This window comes from Paraburkholderia azotifigens (assembly GCF_007995085.1).
GTDB lineage: Bacteria > Pseudomonadota > Gammaproteobacteria > Burkholderiales > Burkholderiaceae > Paraburkholderia > Paraburkholderia azotifigens.
Map to the genome: position 1 here is coordinate 1510540 of NZ_VOQS01000001.1, position 15317 is coordinate 1525856.

At 65.1% G+C, this 15317-nt stretch carries 12 protein-coding genes and 1 pseudogene; 6 read left to right on the forward strand and 7 right to left on the reverse strand.

Features of this window, described 5'->3' with window-relative positions; genetic code table 11:
• The 4 genes from FRZ40_RS06660 to FRZ40_RS06675 are packed head-to-tail and all read right to left on the reverse strand — an operon-like array spanning position 1 to position 3149.
• On the reverse strand, positions 1–1011 hold the full coding sequence (locus FRZ40_RS06660) for a S49 family peptidase (protein WP_147233689.1): 1011 nt from the start codon (positions 1009–1011) through the stop codon (positions 1–3).
• Between the two features lie 47 nt (positions 1012–1058).
• Entirely contained in the window at positions 1059–1451 is a 393-nt protein-coding gene (locus tag FRZ40_RS06665) for a Rieske (2Fe-2S) protein (RefSeq protein ID WP_147233690.1), read from the reverse strand.
• On the reverse strand, positions 1448–2107 hold the full coding sequence (locus FRZ40_RS06670; RefSeq protein WP_028367672.1) for an HAD-IIIA family hydrolase: 660 nt from the start codon (positions 2105–2107) through the stop codon (positions 1448–1450). Before FRZ40_RS06670 ends, FRZ40_RS06665 begins: the two co-directional genes overlap by 4 nt.
• Entirely contained in the window at positions 2088–3149 is a 1062-nt protein-coding gene (locus FRZ40_RS06675; RefSeq protein ID WP_028367671.1) for an RluA family pseudouridine synthase, read from the reverse strand. The genes FRZ40_RS06670 and FRZ40_RS06675 overlap by 20 nt, the downstream gene beginning before the upstream one ends.
• A gap of 760 nt (positions 3150–3909) precedes the next feature.
• Between FRZ40_RS06675 and FRZ40_RS06680 the strand changes: the two are divergent.
• The 6 genes and pseudogenes from FRZ40_RS06680 to FRZ40_RS06705 all read left to right on the forward strand — a co-directional run bounded on the left by FRZ40_RS06680 (position 3910) and on the right by FRZ40_RS06705 (position 11331).
• Positions 3910–7181, forward strand: a pseudogene (locus FRZ40_RS06680) (Rne/Rng family ribonuclease).
• A gap of 173 nt (positions 7182–7354) precedes the next feature.
• Complete coding sequence (gene moaA / locus FRZ40_RS06685) at positions 7355–8467, forward strand: GTP 3',8-cyclase MoaA (protein ID WP_147233691.1); 1113 nt, start codon at positions 7355–7357, stop codon at positions 8465–8467.
• A 16-nt stretch (positions 8468–8483) separates the two neighbouring features.
• Positions 8484–9107 (forward strand): molybdenum cofactor guanylyltransferase MobA, encoded by a 624-nt coding sequence (gene mobA, locus FRZ40_RS06690; RefSeq protein ID WP_147233692.1) that lies wholly within the window; start codon positions 8484–8486, stop codon positions 9105–9107.
• 92 nt (positions 9108–9199) lie between these two features.
• Positions 9200–10495, forward strand: coding sequence for a molybdopterin molybdotransferase MoeA (gene moeA / locus FRZ40_RS06695; protein WP_147233693.1), 1296 nt, complete (start codon positions 9200–9202; stop codon positions 10493–10495).
• A 72-nt stretch (positions 10496–10567) separates the two neighbouring features.
• Positions 10568–10843, forward strand: a complete 276-nt coding sequence (locus tag FRZ40_RS06700; protein ID WP_007741774.1) for a hypothetical protein — start codon at positions 10568–10570, stop codon at positions 10841–10843.
• On the forward strand, positions 10843–11331 hold the full coding sequence (locus FRZ40_RS06705) for a GNAT family N-acetyltransferase (protein ID WP_028367666.1): 489 nt from the start codon (positions 10843–10845) through the stop codon (positions 11329–11331). Before FRZ40_RS06700 ends, FRZ40_RS06705 begins: the two co-directional genes overlap by 1 nt.
• 71 nt (positions 11332–11402) lie before the next feature.
• Here FRZ40_RS06705 and FRZ40_RS06710 read toward each other — a convergent pair whose 3' ends face one another.
• The 3 genes from FRZ40_RS06710 to FRZ40_RS06720 are packed head-to-tail and all read right to left on the reverse strand — an operon-like array spanning position 11403 to position 15313.
• On the reverse strand, positions 11403–12887 hold the full coding sequence (locus FRZ40_RS06710) for a DNA recombination protein RmuC (RefSeq protein WP_147233694.1): 1485 nt from the start codon (positions 12885–12887) through the stop codon (positions 11403–11405).
• The gene (locus tag FRZ40_RS06715) at positions 12884–13873 is read right to left on the reverse strand and encodes a 2-hydroxyacid dehydrogenase (RefSeq protein ID WP_147233695.1); all 990 of its coding nucleotides are present in this window, start codon (positions 13871–13873) and stop codon (positions 12884–12886) included. Before FRZ40_RS06715 ends, FRZ40_RS06710 begins: the two co-directional genes overlap by 4 nt.
• Before the next feature lie 54 nt (positions 13874–13927).
• Positions 13928–15313, reverse strand: coding sequence for a sodium:proton antiporter (locus FRZ40_RS06720; RefSeq protein WP_028367663.1), 1386 nt, complete (start codon positions 15311–15313; stop codon positions 13928–13930).
• Positions 15314–15317 lie beyond the last annotated feature (4 nt).

Here is a 15317-nt window from a genome sequence, read left to right on the forward strand (position 1 = left end):
CTATCGCAGATTTAATTTGCCGATCGTCGCCATTGCGCGCACGGCGCCGCCGCCGACGGCCGCGCCGAACTTGCGCGCCACGCGATCCGTAATGCTTTCCTTCACCGTGTAGTCGACCACGTCGGGCGCCTTGATGATTTCGCGCGCGACGTAGTCGGTATCGCCGAAGCCGTCGGCCAGACCGAGCTCGACGCTCTTTTCGCCCGTCCAGAACAATCCCGAGAAGATATCGGGACTGTCCTGCAGGCGCTTGCCGCGCCCCTGCTTCACGGCGTCGATGAATTGCGCGTGGATTTCATCCAGCATCGCCTGCGCATGCTGATCCATCTTCGGCGTATCGGGCGAGAACGGGTCGAAAAAACCCTTGTTCTCACCGGAAGTACGCATGCGGCGCTGAATGCCCAGCTTGTCCATCAGACCCGTGAAACCGAAGCCATCCATCAGCACCCCGATCGACCCGACGATGCTTGCCTTGTCGACATAAATCTTGTCGGCGGCCGCAGCGGCATAGTAGCCGCCCGACGCACACATGTCGCTGACGACGACGTAGAGCGGAATTGACGGATATTTGGCGCGCAATCGACGAATTTCGCGGTAGATGATGCCCGCTTGAACAGGACTGCCGCCCGGGCTGTTGCAGCGGAGCACGACGCCCGCGGTACCCGTGTCGTCGAAGGCGCTGGCGAGCGCCGCGTCGATATCTTCGGCATTTGCATTTGTATCCGACGCGATCTCGCCCTCAAGTGTCACGAGCGCCGTATGCCGCCCGGTCGTGGCAACCTTCTCGCCGCTGAAGTCAAACACCGCCCATGCAATAACAACCAGTACAGCAAGAAAGAGACAGCGAAAGAAAATGCGCCAGCGCCGCGCCGCCCGCTGCTCGTTGACAGCGGCCAGCGCAATCCGCTCGAGCGCGGCGCGTTCCCAGCCCGGCTCATCGGCGGACGCCCGGTGTGCTTCGCGGCTCGCTGCGGCAGGTTCCTTCGGATCGGGAGTCAGATTGTCGGACATGCGTAAGCGCCGATTGGAATCGAGGTTTGGAAAATAACGCTGGGAAATCAGGCAGATGCCGGACACAGATCCGTGTCCGGAAGCCAGAACACGGCGCGGCCCGCAGGCGTCTCGCGCTCGTCGACCTTCACGGGCCGGAGCCTGCCGCCGCGGCACGGGCCGCCTACGCATTTGCCCGTATCTGGCGCGTAAATCGCGCCATGTGTCGCACACATCAAGTATAAACCGGACGATTCGAAGAACTGGCCCTCGTTCCAGTCCAGTTCCATCGGCACGTGCGCGCAACGGTTCAGATAGCCATAGGCCACGCCGTCGTAGCGCACGAAGAACACGACGGCGTCGCCACCCGAATAGGTCGCATTGAGGCGTACACCCGCCCCGCCGTCGACGAGTTCTTCCGACGCGCACACGCGCACGGGTTCGAGCGCGGCGTCCGTCATGCGTGCTCCTGCAGCCAGCCCGACAGCGAAGCGATGCTGTCTGCGACGAATTTCGGCTCCAGCGCCATCAGCGAACCCGCGGGATGCGCGCCGTACGTCACGCCGATGCCTGACACGCCCGCGTTGATCGCCATCTGCAGATCGTGAGTCGTATCGCCAACCATCACGGTGCGCGCCGGATCCTGCCCCAGTTCGCGCGTCAGCTCCTGCAGCATGGCGGGATGGGGTTTCGAGAAGGTTTCATCGGCGCAGCGCGTGCCGTCGAACAGGCTCGTCAGCCGCACCTGATCGAGCGCACGATTCAGCCCGACGCGGCTCTTGCCCGTCGCGATCGCCAGCAGATAACCCTGACCGCGCAGATCGGCCAGCATCTCGCGCACACCCGTGAACAGTTCCGTCGTCTGATCTTTCACCAGATAGTGGAACCGATAGCGCTCGGCGAGGCGCGGATAGTCGGACGGATCGAGCGTCGGCGCGGCAATCTGGAGCGCGTCGCGCAAGCCCAGACCGATCACGAAGCTCGCGGCCTCGTCGGCGGGCACGGGCAAGCCGAGGTCGCGGCACGCCGCCTGGATGCTGCGCGTGATGTGGACGGTCGAATCCATCAATGTGCCGTCCCAATCGAACACGATCAGATCAAATTGCTGTCGAGCCATGCGTTCCCGTCTCGGTGTGTGGTTGTGTGTGGTCCGCCGCTGCGCCTGCAATCCCGGCGAGCTGTGCGACGAAACGCTTGCATTCCGCCGGCAGCGGCGCGTCGAATTGCACCGTCTCGCCAGACGCCGGATGCGTCAGCTTCAACCGGTACGCGTGCAAAAACATGCGCTTGAGCCCCGGATTCGCGTTCGCCCGCGCCAGCGCCTTGTTCAGCGCAAAATCGCCGTACTTGGCGTCCCCGACGATAGGCAGCCCCAGATGCGCCAGGTGCACGCGAATCTGATGGGTTCGCCCCGTTTTCAGTTCCGCCTCGAGGAGTGCGTAGCCGGGCCAGCGGTCGATCAGATTGAAAATGGTGTGCGATGGCAGGCCGTCGGGCTGCACACGCACGCGCCGCTCGCCGTCCGGCAACAGATACTTGTGCAGCGGCTCCTTCACGACACGGCGGCGGCCCCAGTCGCTGGCCCATTCGCCGTGCACCGCTGCGTAATAGCGCTTGTCCATCCGGTTTTCGCGGATCTGCTCATGCAGGTTGACGAGCGCCGAGCGCTTTTTCGCGAGCATCAGCACGCCCGACGTTTCGCGGTCCAGCCGATGCACCAGTTCCAGAAACTTCGCCTGCGGGCGCGCGGCGCGCAACTGCTCGATCACGCCAAACGCGACGCCGCTGCCGCCGTGGACGGCGACGCCCGCCGGCTTGTCGATGACGAGCAGGTGGTCGTCTTCGAACAGAATGTCGAAATGTGCGGACGGCACCGGGGCGCTCACCGGCTCGTCGCTTTTTGCGATGCGGATGGGCGGCACGCGCACCAGATCGCCGTAGGCAAGCCGGTATTGTGCGTCGACCCGACCCTTGTTGACGCGCACTTCGCCGCTGCGCAGGATCCGGTAAATGTGACTTTTCGGCACGCCCTTACAGACGCGCAGCAGGAAATTGTCGATCCGCTGACCGGCCGCGCCGTCGTCGATTTCGATCATCGAAACCTGATCGCTCGCGACGCCCGTCGCCGATTTCTGGGATGTTTTGCCTAACTCTTTCATTCTGAATATAATTTGCCCAGCAGTCTGCGGTGGCCGACTATATAGGATCGGCGCATTAAACCGAATCGCGGGTGGATTGCGCAGGTGCAAGCGATAAAACGTCATTTTACTTGCGCCGGGGGTTGGTTGCTCGCCCTGAAAATGAGATGCAACAAGTTGCACGCACGGTGCACGACACGGCAGGGACGGCGCCCACAGGCACGTTCGGTCAAGGTCGGCATCGTCGGTAACGGAATTTTGGTTAAAAAGAATTTGACTGGCGAGCTTCGGCGACGGACGGCTTTCATGTCCCTCCAGCACGAAGCGGCCGGTGGCGAAAATACGGCGTGCGCCCGAGGCGTCCCGCAGAAAGTGCGGGACATGGCGACGTCAAAATGAGGCGAGACACCCCTGAGCGGGACAGGCGCGCGTTGTGAGCGAGCTTTCCCGCTGCGGCAAGACCGCGGCTTTCGAACCCGTCCGGACGCGCGCCCAGCTGGCGCGGCAGCGCACGTGGACGAAAGCCGATGCAAGTCGGCTGCCAGGACCCGCGGCGTGTCGGGCCATTATTTGAAGCCGTGTTCGCATGTGCCCTGCGGCAGCGCGTCCATTTTCTTTCGGACGGCGCCCTTTCAAGGCAATTCTCCCGCCATCTTTCCCGCTCCAGCGTGCTTGTGAAACACAATAAGGCGCGGCATGCCGCTGTCCTTGCCGCCGGCTGGCCGGGTTCGATCCCGCGCGCCGTCGGCCCGGACACGCAGAGCCGCTCTGGAGCCGTTCAATGAAACGCATGTTGTTCAATGCGACGCAGCAGGAAGAATTGCGCGTCGCCATCGTCGATGGGCAAAAACTCATCGATATCGACATCGAAACAGCCGGGCGCGAACAGCGCAAAGGCAATATCTACAAGGGATCGTGACGCGCATCGAGCCGTCGCTCGAAGCCTGCTTCGTCAACTACGGTGAAGACCGCCACGGTTTTCTCCCGTTCAAGGAAGTCGCTCGCCAGTACTTCCGGGAAGGCATCGACATGCGCTCCGCGCGCATCCAGGACGCCCTCAAGGAAGGACAGGAACTGATCGTCCAGGTCGAGAAGGAAGAACGCGGCAACAAGGGCGCCGCCCTCACCACGTTCATCTCGCTCGCCGGCCGTTACCTCGTGCTGATGCCGAACAACCCGCGCGGCGGCGGCGTGTCGCGCCGGATCGAAGGCGACGACCGCCAGGAACTGCGCGAAACCATGTCGCAGCTGCAACTGCCGGAAGGCATGAGCATCATCGCGCGCACGGCCGGCATCGGTCGCAGCGCCGAAGAGCTGCAGTGGGACCTGAACTATCTGATGCAGCTGTGGCGCGCGATCGAAGCCGCGTCGCAAAGCGGCACGCAAGGTCAGCCCATGCTGATCTATCTCGAATCGAGCCTCGTCATCCGCGCGATTCGCGACTACTTCCAGCCGGACATCGGCGAAATCCTGATCGACACCACGGAAATCCATGACCAGGCGCGCGCCTTCATGGACATCGTGATGCCGGACAATGTCAACAAGGTGAAGCGGTATCACGACGACGTGCCGCTTTTCTCGCGTTTCCAGATCGAGCACCAGATTGAAACCGCGTACTCGCGCACGGTGCCGCTGCCGTCGGGCGGCGCGATCGTGATCGACCACACGGAAGCCCTCGTCGCGATCGACGTGAACTCGGCGCGCGCCACCAAGGGCGCCGACATCGAGGAAACGGCCACGCGCACGAACCTCGAAGCCGCCGACGAAGTCGCGCGCCAGCTGCGTCTGCGCGACCTGGGCGGCCTGATCGTGATCGACTTCATCGACATGGAGTCGGCGAAGAGCCAGCGTGAAGTCGAACAGCGTCTGAAGGACGCGCTCAAGCACGACCGCGCGCGCGTCCAGATGGGCAAGATCTCGCGCTTCGGCCTGATGGAGCTGTCGCGCCAGCGTCTGCGCCCGGCGCTGTCGGAAGGCAGCCACGTGACCTGCCCGCGCTGTAACGGCACGGGCCACATCCGCGATACCGAATCGTCCGCGCTGCAAGTGCTGCGGATCATTCAGGAAGAAGCGATGAAGGAAAACACGGCAGCCATCCACTGCCAGGTGCCCGTCGAGGTCACGGCTTTCCTGCTCAACGAAAAGCGCTCGGAAATCAACAAGATCGAGTCGCGCTTCAAGGTCAACGTCGTGCTGGTGCCGAACAAGCACCTCGACACGCCGCACTACAAGCTCGAACGTCTGCGTCACGACGACGCGCGCCTCGACGACCCGCGCGCTTCGTGGAAGATGGCGGAAGAAGCGGCTCGCGAACTGGAATCGGAAACGGGCTACAGCAAGCGCGCCGAAGAGGTGAAGCCGAAGCAGGAAGCGGCCGTCAAGGGCATCACGCCCGAGAAGCCGGCACCGAGCGCGCCTGTGCGCACGCCGGCTCCCGCAGCCGCTACCGTCGAGGTGAAGCCTGCAACGGGCGGCTTCATCGGCTGGCTGAAGGGTCTGTTCGGCATGCAGCCGGCGGCGCCCGCTCCCGCACCTGCTCCCGTCGAGAAGACGGCGAAGCCGGCTCGCGGCGAACGCACCGAGCGCGGTGAGCGCACGGGCGAACGCGGCGGCGACCGCAATCGCAACCGTCGTGGCGGCGCGGGTGGCCGCGAGGCGGCAGGCCGTGGCGAAGGCACGGCGACGCAAGGCCGTCAGGCTCAGCCGTCGCAGCGCGGCGAACGTCAGGAACGCGAACCGCGCGAAGCACGCGAACCGCGTGGCGGCCGCGAGCAGCGTGAAGGCCGTGAGGCGCGCGAACCGCGTGAAGCACGCGAGGCACGTCCGGAACGCGTCGAACGCGCTCAGGAACGCGCGGAAGCCGCAGAAGCACGCGGCGAGCGTCAGGAACGCCCGGAACGCGGTGAACGCCGCGAACGTGGCGAGCGCGCTGAGCGTGGCGAGCGTCGCAAGCAGCCTCAAGGCGAAGCCGCCGAGGCACTGAACCAGAACGACGTGCAGGCCGATGTCGCAGCGCAGGCGCAAGCGGATCTGGCGGGCGGCGCGGCCACCGTCGAGGAAGCACGCGATGGCGAAGAGCGTCGCCGTCGCCGTCGCGGTCGCCGCGGTGGCCGTCGCGAGCGCGATGAGGAAGGCGTAAACGTGAACACGGCAGCCGATGTCGCGGAAGCAGAAGGCGAAACGGCTGCGGCCGCTTCGACGGAAGCGCCCGTGCGTGCGCCGGAACACACGGGCCGTCACGAAGCGCAGCCGCAAGCGGTCGAAGCCGTCCAGCAGCAGCCGGCACAGGAAGTGAAGCCGGTTGAAGTCGTCGTGGCAGCCGTTGCGACGAGTGCAGCCGTGGTCAGCGAACTGCATGCATCGGCTGAAACGCCGGCGCTGGCCGTCGAAAAGGCAGCGAAGGCGGAAGCCGTCGTGCCCGCCGACGAAGCACCCGCCGCGACGCAAGTCGAAGCCGCTCCCGCGGAGCCGGCGGCCGTCGAGACGCTGCCCGTCGAGCCTGTTGCGCCTGCCGCGGCGACGGAAGCGCCGCCGGCAGAAGCACTCGCGCAGGTCGAAACCGTCGCGGCTGCACCTGCCGCCGCCGAGCCGGTGATCGAACCGGTTGCCGCTGCACCCGAAGCAGCAGCGCCTGTGCAGGTCGCGCAACCGGCAGCAGAAGTGCCCGCCGCAGCCGAACCCGCTGTTCAGCCGGTCGTCGAACCGGTCGTCCAGCCTGCTGCGGAACCCGTCGCGGAAGTTGCGCAAGCGCAACCCGTCGTGGAACCTGTGCAGGAACCGGCTGCAACGCAAGCTGCGCCCGTCGTCGCTGCCGCCGAGCCCCAGCCCGTTCGTACGAACGGCGCGGCAACCGGCCAGTCGACGCAGGCACTCGAGTCGATGCTGGAAAGCGCCGGCCTCGTCTGGGTCAGCACCGACTCGGGCAAGCTGCGTGCCGCCCAGGAAGCCGCCGCGCAGGCCGTGAAGCCTGCCCGCGCGCCGCGCGAGCGCAAGCCGCTCCCGCCCGTCGACACGACGCCGATGCAGCAGGTCGAAACGGCAAAGCACGAGTAAGCGGTCGCTAACCTGACCTGAACCGGCCTGAGCGTTACCGCTCAGGCCTCCCGAAAGCCCGCCTCCAAGGCGGGCTTTTTTCTGCCGATAACCTTGTTGCACCACGCGTTCGCCCTACTGTGATGGAAAAGGGCTTCCGCTAGAATGAAGTCTGATATCCCAAATATGTGACCATGTCCCGACGCATCATCCCTGTTGCCGACGTCAGCGCCGTTCCCGACGTCGCCGGTCCCGCCCGGATCCCGCGCGGCGAACTGACCGATACGCTATCGCGCCCGCTGCGTGACCTGCGCATTTCAGTCACGGACCGCTGCAACTTCCGGTGCGTCTACTGCATGCCGCGTGCGGTGTTCGACAAGGACTACCCGTTCCTGCCGCACAGCGCGCTCTTGACCTTCGAGGAAATCGAGCGCATCGCAACGATATTCGTCGCGCATGGCGTCGAGAAAATCCGCCTGACGGGCGGCGAGCCGCTATTGCGCAAGAACCTCGAGTTCCTGATCGAACGGCTCGCGCGCATGACGACGGCAACGGGCAAGCCGCTCGACCTGACGCTCACGACCAACGGCTCGCTGCTCGCCCGCAAGGCGCGCAGCCTGAAAGACGCCGGACTGAACCGCGTCACCGTCAGCCTCGACGCGCTCGACGATGCGTTATTTCGCCGCATGAACGACGCCGATTTCGCGGTGTGCGACGTGCTCGAAGGCATCGAAGTCGCGCAATCGGTCGGACTTGCGCCGCTGAAGGTCAACATGGTCGTCAAGCGCGGCACCAACGACAGCGAAATCGTGCCGATGGCGGGACACTTCAAAGACTCGGGCGTGGTGCTGCGATTCATCGAATACATGGACGTCGGCACCTCGAACGGCTGGAACATGACGGAAGTGCTGCCGTCGGCGGAGGTGGTCGCGCGTATCAGCGAACACTTCCCGCTGCTCCCGCTCGAAGCGCACAGCGCCGCCGAAACCGCGCAGCGCTGGGGTTACGCGGACGGCAGCGGCGAGATCGGCGTGATCTCCAGCGTGACGCGCGCGTTCTGCGGCGACTGCACGCGCGCGCGGCTGTCGACGGAAGGCAAGGTATATCTGTGCCTGTTCGCCTCGTCGGGCCACGACCTGCGCGCGCTCGTGCGCAACGGCACGAGCGACGCGGGCATCGCCACCGCCATCGCCAACATGTGGCATGCGCGCGGCGACCGCTACTCGCAACTGCGCGGCAGCGCGAGCGCGGCAGCGAAGACGACGTCGGAAGTACGGCGCGTCGAGATGTCGTACATCGGCGGCTGAGTCCATCGCCATTCCAATGACAGTGACGCGCGACGACATCACGGGCCTGCTGCTCGCAGGCGGGCGCGGCATGCGCATGGGCGGCGCCGACAAAGGCCTGCAGACGCTGAACGGCGAACCGCTCGCGCTGCATGTGATGCGCCGCCTCGCGCCGCAAGCCGCCTCGCTGCTGATCAGCGCGAACCGGCATCCGGAGCGTTACGCGGAACTCGGCGCGCCGTTCCGCGCAACTGTGATCGCCGACACGCTGCCCGATTTCCCCGGTCCGCTCGCCGGCCTGCTCGCCGGATTGCGCACCGCGCGCACGCCGTTCGTGCTGTCCGCCCCGTGCGATACGCCCGGCCTGCCCGCCGATCTCGCCCAGCGCCTCGCGGCCGCGCTCGACGCGCAAGAGGCGCAAGAGGCGAACATCGCGACCGTCACGACGACGGACGCCGCAGGCAACACGTCGATCCACCCCGTTTTCGCGCTGGTGCGCACTTCCCTCGCCGACGACCTCGAAGGCTTTCTGCTCGCGGGCGAGCGCAAGGTCCGCACGTGGTACGCGCGCCACAGGGCCGTCGAAGTCGCGTTTCCGGACGAGCGCGCGTTTTACAATATCAATTCTCTGCAGGAACTCGCCGACTTCGAACGACGTTGACCGAGGTTGGCCGGGTTCGACATGAGCAGCCGCCATTTGCCGCGATCGCCCGGCCGCCGCCGCACCGCATCCCGTCGCGACGCTCCCCTTTCATGACCACGCTGAACGAAACCTCGAGTTGCGTCGCACAGTACGACGCCCAAGCCATGCCGGTGTCCGCCGTCCAGGCGATCGTCCGCGAATGGGCAACGCCCGTGACGACGGTCGAGCGCGTGCATTTGCGTGACGCGCTGAACCGCGTGCTCGCGCAGGACGTCGTTTCGCCCATCGACGTGCCCGCGCACGACAACTCGGCGATGGACGGCTACGCGTTTTCCGGCGCGGCGCTCGAAGGCCAAACGGGCGAGATCGCGCTGGGCGTGGTGGGCAAGGCGTTCGCCGGACATCCGTTCGAAGGGGCCACGGGCGCCACGCAATGCGTGCGCGTCATGACGGGCGCGACGATGCCCGCCGGCTGCGACACCGTGGTACCGCAAGAAGCCGTCACGCGCGAAGGCGACACGATCCGCTTCGCGGCCCCGCCGTTGCATACGGGTGCGAACCGGCGGCTCGCGGGCGAAGACCTCGCGAGCGGCGCGGTCGCGCTGAAGGCAGGCCGAATCGTGCGCGCGTCGGACCTAGGGCTGCTCGCGTCGCTCGGCATCGGCGAAGTCTCCGTGCGCCGACGTCTGCGGGTCGCCTTCTTTTCGACGGGCGACGAACTGCGCTCGATCGGAGAGCCGCTCGATCCCGGCTGCGTCTACGACAGCAACCGTTACACCCTCTTCGCGATGCTCAAGCGCCTCGACGTCGACCCGATCGATCTCGGCGTGGTCCGCGACGAACCCGCCGCGCTCGAAGACGCGTTGCGAACGGCTGCCGCCAGCGCGGATGTCGTGATAACCTCCGGCGGCGTTTCCGTCGGGGAAGCCGACCTGACGAAGCAGATGTTGCGCTTGCTCGGCGATGTCGCGCACTGGAGTCTCGCGATGCGCCCCGGCCGGCCGCTGGCGTTCGGGCGTATCTGGTCGGGCGGCAAACCGGGCGCAGGCGAGCCGGCCATTTTCTTCGGCCTGCCGGGCAACCCTGTGGCGGTGATGGCCGCGTTCTATCAGATCGTGCGCGAGGTGCTGCTGCGGATGTCGGGCGCGACGACACATGCGGTGCCGCTGATCCGCGCCGCATGCCACGAGGCGATCCGCAAGCGGCCGGGCCGCACCGAATTCCAGCGCGGCATCGCGCAGCGCGACGCGCAAGGCGCATGGCACGTCAAGCCGACGGGCTCGCAAGGCTCAGGCGTGCTCAGTTCGATGAGCGAAGCAAACTGCTTCATCGTGCTCGCCCACGAACAGGCCGATCTCGATCCGGGCGACGCCGTCGATATCATGCTGTTCGACGGCCTGATCTGAGCGAATCGCAGCGCACACGGCCAGGCCGACAGGTTTTCACGCATTCCACTACGACATACGGGTTTGACTTACATGAAAAAACAGATCTCGTTCATTGCTCCGGGGCAAACAGCAAAGGCGCTGATCCTCGTGTATCTGACGTTCAGCGTGCCGATCGTGCTACTCGGCGTGCTCGTCGCGTTCATCCGTTATGGCTCGGTGGAACTGAGCACCGTGTTCAGCGCGCTGCTGCTCAACGCGATTCTCGGCTTCATCCTGCTGTGGATCGCTTGCCACGCGTACAACTGGGTCGCGTCACGCTTCGGCGGCATCGAAATCCAGCTGAGCGACGTGCCGGAGGAAGCGTAATGGCCGCGACGATCCGCGCGGCCACGCGCGACGACGTTGGCGCGATGCTCGCGCTGATGCACGAGCTGGCCGAGTTCGAAAAACTCACACATCTGTTCATCGCGACGGAAGCGGACCTGGGTGACGCGCTGTTCGGCGCGCGGCCGTCGGCGGAAGCGATCGTGGCCGAGCGCGACGGGAAGATGATCGGCTACGCGCTCTTCTTCCATAACTACTCGACCTTCCTCGGACGCCGCGGCCTGTATCTCGAAGACCTGTACGTGCAGCCCGCCGAGCGCGGCACGGGACTCGGCTCGAAGATGCTGCGCTACCTGGCGGCACTGGCCGTCGAGCGTCAATGCGGCCGCTTTGAATGGTCGGTGCTGGACTGGAATCAGCCTGCCATCGACTTCTATCAGAAGATGGGTGCAACCGTGCTGCCGGACTGGCGCATCGTGCGCATCACGGGCGACGCACTCGATCAACTGGCGGCGAGCGCGGCAGGCTGATCCCGCGGTTGTAAAAAGAAAGAGGCGCATACCCGTCGCAGGTCATGCGCCTTTTTTTACGTCCTCCAGGTTCAAGACTCGTCGGGATCGACTCCGGACAACGTGTCCCCAAGCAGCCCCGCCGCCCGCTCTTCCGGCAATGCCTCGACATCGCGCAGTTTGCGGTTCATCTGACGCGTCCGCACTTCCGCTGCTTCGATCGAACGCGTGACCGTTTCAAGCTGCGATTTGGTCTTCGCGAGCACGTCGCCGAACTTGCCGAACTCGGTCTTCACGGCGCCGAGCACCTGCCACACTTCACTCGAACGCTGCTCGATGGCAAGCGTGCGGAAACCCATTTGCAGGCTGTTGAGCAACGCGGTCAAAGTGGTCGGCCCTGCGATCGTCACGCGATAGTCGCGCTGCAGCAGATCCGTCAGCCCCGGACGACGCAGGATTTCCGCGTACAGTCCTTCCGTAGGCAGGAACAGCAGCGCGAAGTCCGTGGTGTGCGGCGGTGACACGTACTTGTCTGCAATCGTCCTGGCTTCCGCGCGAATCCGCCCTTCGAGCGCGCGCGACGCCTCTTCTACCGCCACAGGATCAGCCCGCTCCTGCGCTTCGATCAGACGTTCATAGTCCTCACGCGGAAACTTCGCATCGATAGGCAGCCAGACGGGTGTCGCCGCCGCATCCGGAGTCGGCTGACGGCCGGGCAGCTTGATCGCGAACTCGACGCGATCGTTGCTCTTCGGAATCGTCGCAACGTTCTTTGCGTATTGATCGGACGTCAGTATCTGTTCGAGCAAGGCCTCGAGCTGAACTTCGCCCCATGTGCCGCGCGTCTTGACGTTCGTCAGCACCTTCTTCAGATCGCCGACGCCTGCCGCCAGCGTCTGCATTTCGCCGAGGCCGCGATGCACCTGTTCGAGACGATCGGACACCAGCTTGAACGATTCGCCAAGGCGCTGCTCGAGCGTCGCGTGCAGTTTCTCGTCGACGGTGCGACGCATCTCTTCGAGCTTCGTCGCGTTGTTCGCCTCGATGTCCTTCAGACGCTGTTCGATGGTCGCGCGCACTTCCGCGAAGCGCCGGTCATTGGCCTCCGTCACCTGTGCCAGTTGATGCTGCAACGTTTCGCCAAAGCGCGTCAGCGTCACGCTCTGCTCATCGCGCGCCTGCTGCGCCTGCTGCTGAAAGCTGTAGCGCACCGCTTCGAGTTGCTGGGCGTTGGTCTCCGTGAGCTTGACGAGTTGCTGCGCAAAACCGTCGATCTTGCCCGCCTGCACGGTGGTCATGCTCGTGAACTGCGCGGCGAGCGTCTGCTGGAACTGCGAAAAGCCGCCGTTCAGTTCAGTACGCGACACGCGCGCCGTTTCCGAAATCTCGCCGCGCAACTCACGTTCGAGCCGCTCGTATTCGCGCATCTGGGCAAGCGTTGCGGCGTCCAGCCGCTCGCCCAGTTCGTCGATGTAGACATGCTGCTGCTCGGCGTTGGCACCGCGCAACAACAGCGCAAGCGCGATCACGAGCGCGACGGCCAGAACGGCAATGGCCGCGACCAACACCATTGTCATGAGCGCGCCTTCCCGATGACATCAGGGTTGATGGGGTTCGGCGGACGCCCCGCGCGCGGCCCTTCGCCGAGCGCCGCGATCAGGTTGTCGGCGGCGAGATTCGCCATTGCGCGACGCGTTGCTTCCGTTGCGCTCGCGATGTGCGGCGTCAGCACGACGTTCGGTACGGTCAGCAACGCCGGATCGAGCTTCGGCTCGCCCTCGAACACGTCGAGGCCCGCTGCCGCGATACGCTTCTCGCGCAGCGCAACGGCGAGCGCCGCGTCGTCGACGATGCCGCCGCGCGCGATATTCGTGAGCGTCGCGGTCGGCTTCATCAGCGCGAGTTCGGCCGCGCCGATCGTGTGATGGCTTTCTGCCGAATACGGCAGCACCAGCACGACATGGTCGGCGCGGCGCAGCAGTTCTTCCTTCGACACATACGTCGCGTTCAGGTCCGCTTCGATTTCGGCCGGGACGCGCGAGCGGTTGTGATAGATCACGTTCATGTTGAAGCCGCGCGCGCGACGCGCCAGCGCCTGGCCGATGCGGCCCATGCCGATCACGCCGAGCGTCGAGCCGTACAGATCCGAGCCGAGAAAGCCGTCATACGACCACTTGTCCCATTTGCCCGCGCGCAGCCAGTGCTCCGATTCGGCGATGCGGCGCGCGGCCGCCATCATCAGCGCCCAGCCGAAGTCCGCCGTCGATTCGTTGAGCACGTCGGGCGTGTTCGTGCCGAGCACGTTCGACGCGTTGAACGCGGCCATATCGAAGTTGTTGTAGCCGACGGCCATGTTCGAGACCACGCGCAGACGCGGCGCGGCGGCCAGCACGGACGCGTCGATCACGTCGCCCGCAGTCAGCGCGCCGTCCTTGTCAGCAAGGCGGCGCTTGAGTTCGCCGCCGGGCAGCACGTCGCCCTCGTTCCACTCGACGTCGAAATGCTGCTTGAGGCGCTCGATCACATCCGGGAAGATGGGACGCGCGACCAGAATCTTTTGCATTGCCATTCTCCGAGTATCTGTGCACAGCGCACGCCGTCCGGCGCGCGTGCGGCATCAGAAGAAAATTAACGATGTCACGATGAACAACGGTATCAGCACAACGCCCGACCACGCGAGATAGCCGAAAAAGCTGGGCATCTGCACGCCGCGCGATTCGGCGATCGCTTTCACCATGAAGTTTGGTGCGTTGCCGATGTAGCTGTTCGCGCCCATGAATACAGCGCCCGCCGAAATGGCCGCGAGCGTCGACGCGCCCGTGTTCATCAAGGTCTGCGCGTCGCCGCCGGCAAGGTTGAAGAACACGAGATAGGTGGGCGCATTGTCGAGGAAGGACGACAACAGGCCCGTGGCCCAGAAATACATCTCGTCGCGCGGCTGACCGGCCGTGTCGTTGACGAGATGAACGATACCGCTGAACGCCCCCGCCTCGCCTGCGCGCAACATCATGATGACGGGCACGATCGTCACGAAGATGGCGGCGAAGAGTTTCGCGACCTCTTCGATGGGCGCCCAGTTGAATGCGTTGCCCTCGCGCGCGGCGCGCGGCGTGACCGCCAGCGACAGCAGCGTCACCGCGATTAGCGCGACGTCCCGCACGATATTCTGCAACTCGACGTGCGTGCCGGCTACATCGAACGAGACGCCGGGTTTCCAGAAGCCGCTCATCAGCACGAGGCCGATCACCAGTGCGAGCAGCACGAAGTTGATCTTGCCGGTGACGCCTACCCGACGCGTGTCAGGCGATGGATCAACGGGAAGCACCTCTTCGCGATGCCGGAAATAGTAGGAATCGAGTGTATAGAACACGGCGAGCAGGACGGCGCAGATGAAGAGCATCGGCAGCGCGAGATGCACCGTCGTCCAGAAGAAGCCGACGCCGTTCAGGAAACCGAGAAACAACGGCGGGTCGCCCAGCGGCGACAGCGAGCCGCCCGCGTTCGCGACCAGAAAGATGAAAAACACGACGACATGCACGGCGTGTTTACGATTGTCGTTGGCGCGCAGTAGCGGACGGATCAGCAGCATGGCGGCGCCCGTGGTGCCCATGATGCTCGCGAGCGCCGTGCCGAGCGCAAGCAGCGCGGTGTTCAGCCGCGGCGACCCATGCAGATTGCCCGTCACGCAGATGCCGCCCGCGACGGTATAGAGCGCCATCAGCAACACGATAAACGGCACGTATTCGTCGAGCAGCGCATGGATCAGCATGCCGAATGCCGTCGACGCGCCAAACGCGAAGGCAAAGGGCACGAGAAACAGCATGGCCCACACTGCGGAAATCTTGCCGAAATGGTGATGCCACACCTTCGGCGCAACGAGAGGAAACACGGCGATCGACAGCAGGATACCGGCGAACGGCACGCCCCACCACGCCGATAACGTGGCGCCGTCGAGACTCGCCGCCGACGCCGCGAACGGCCAGCACGTCAACGTCAACCACAGCGCG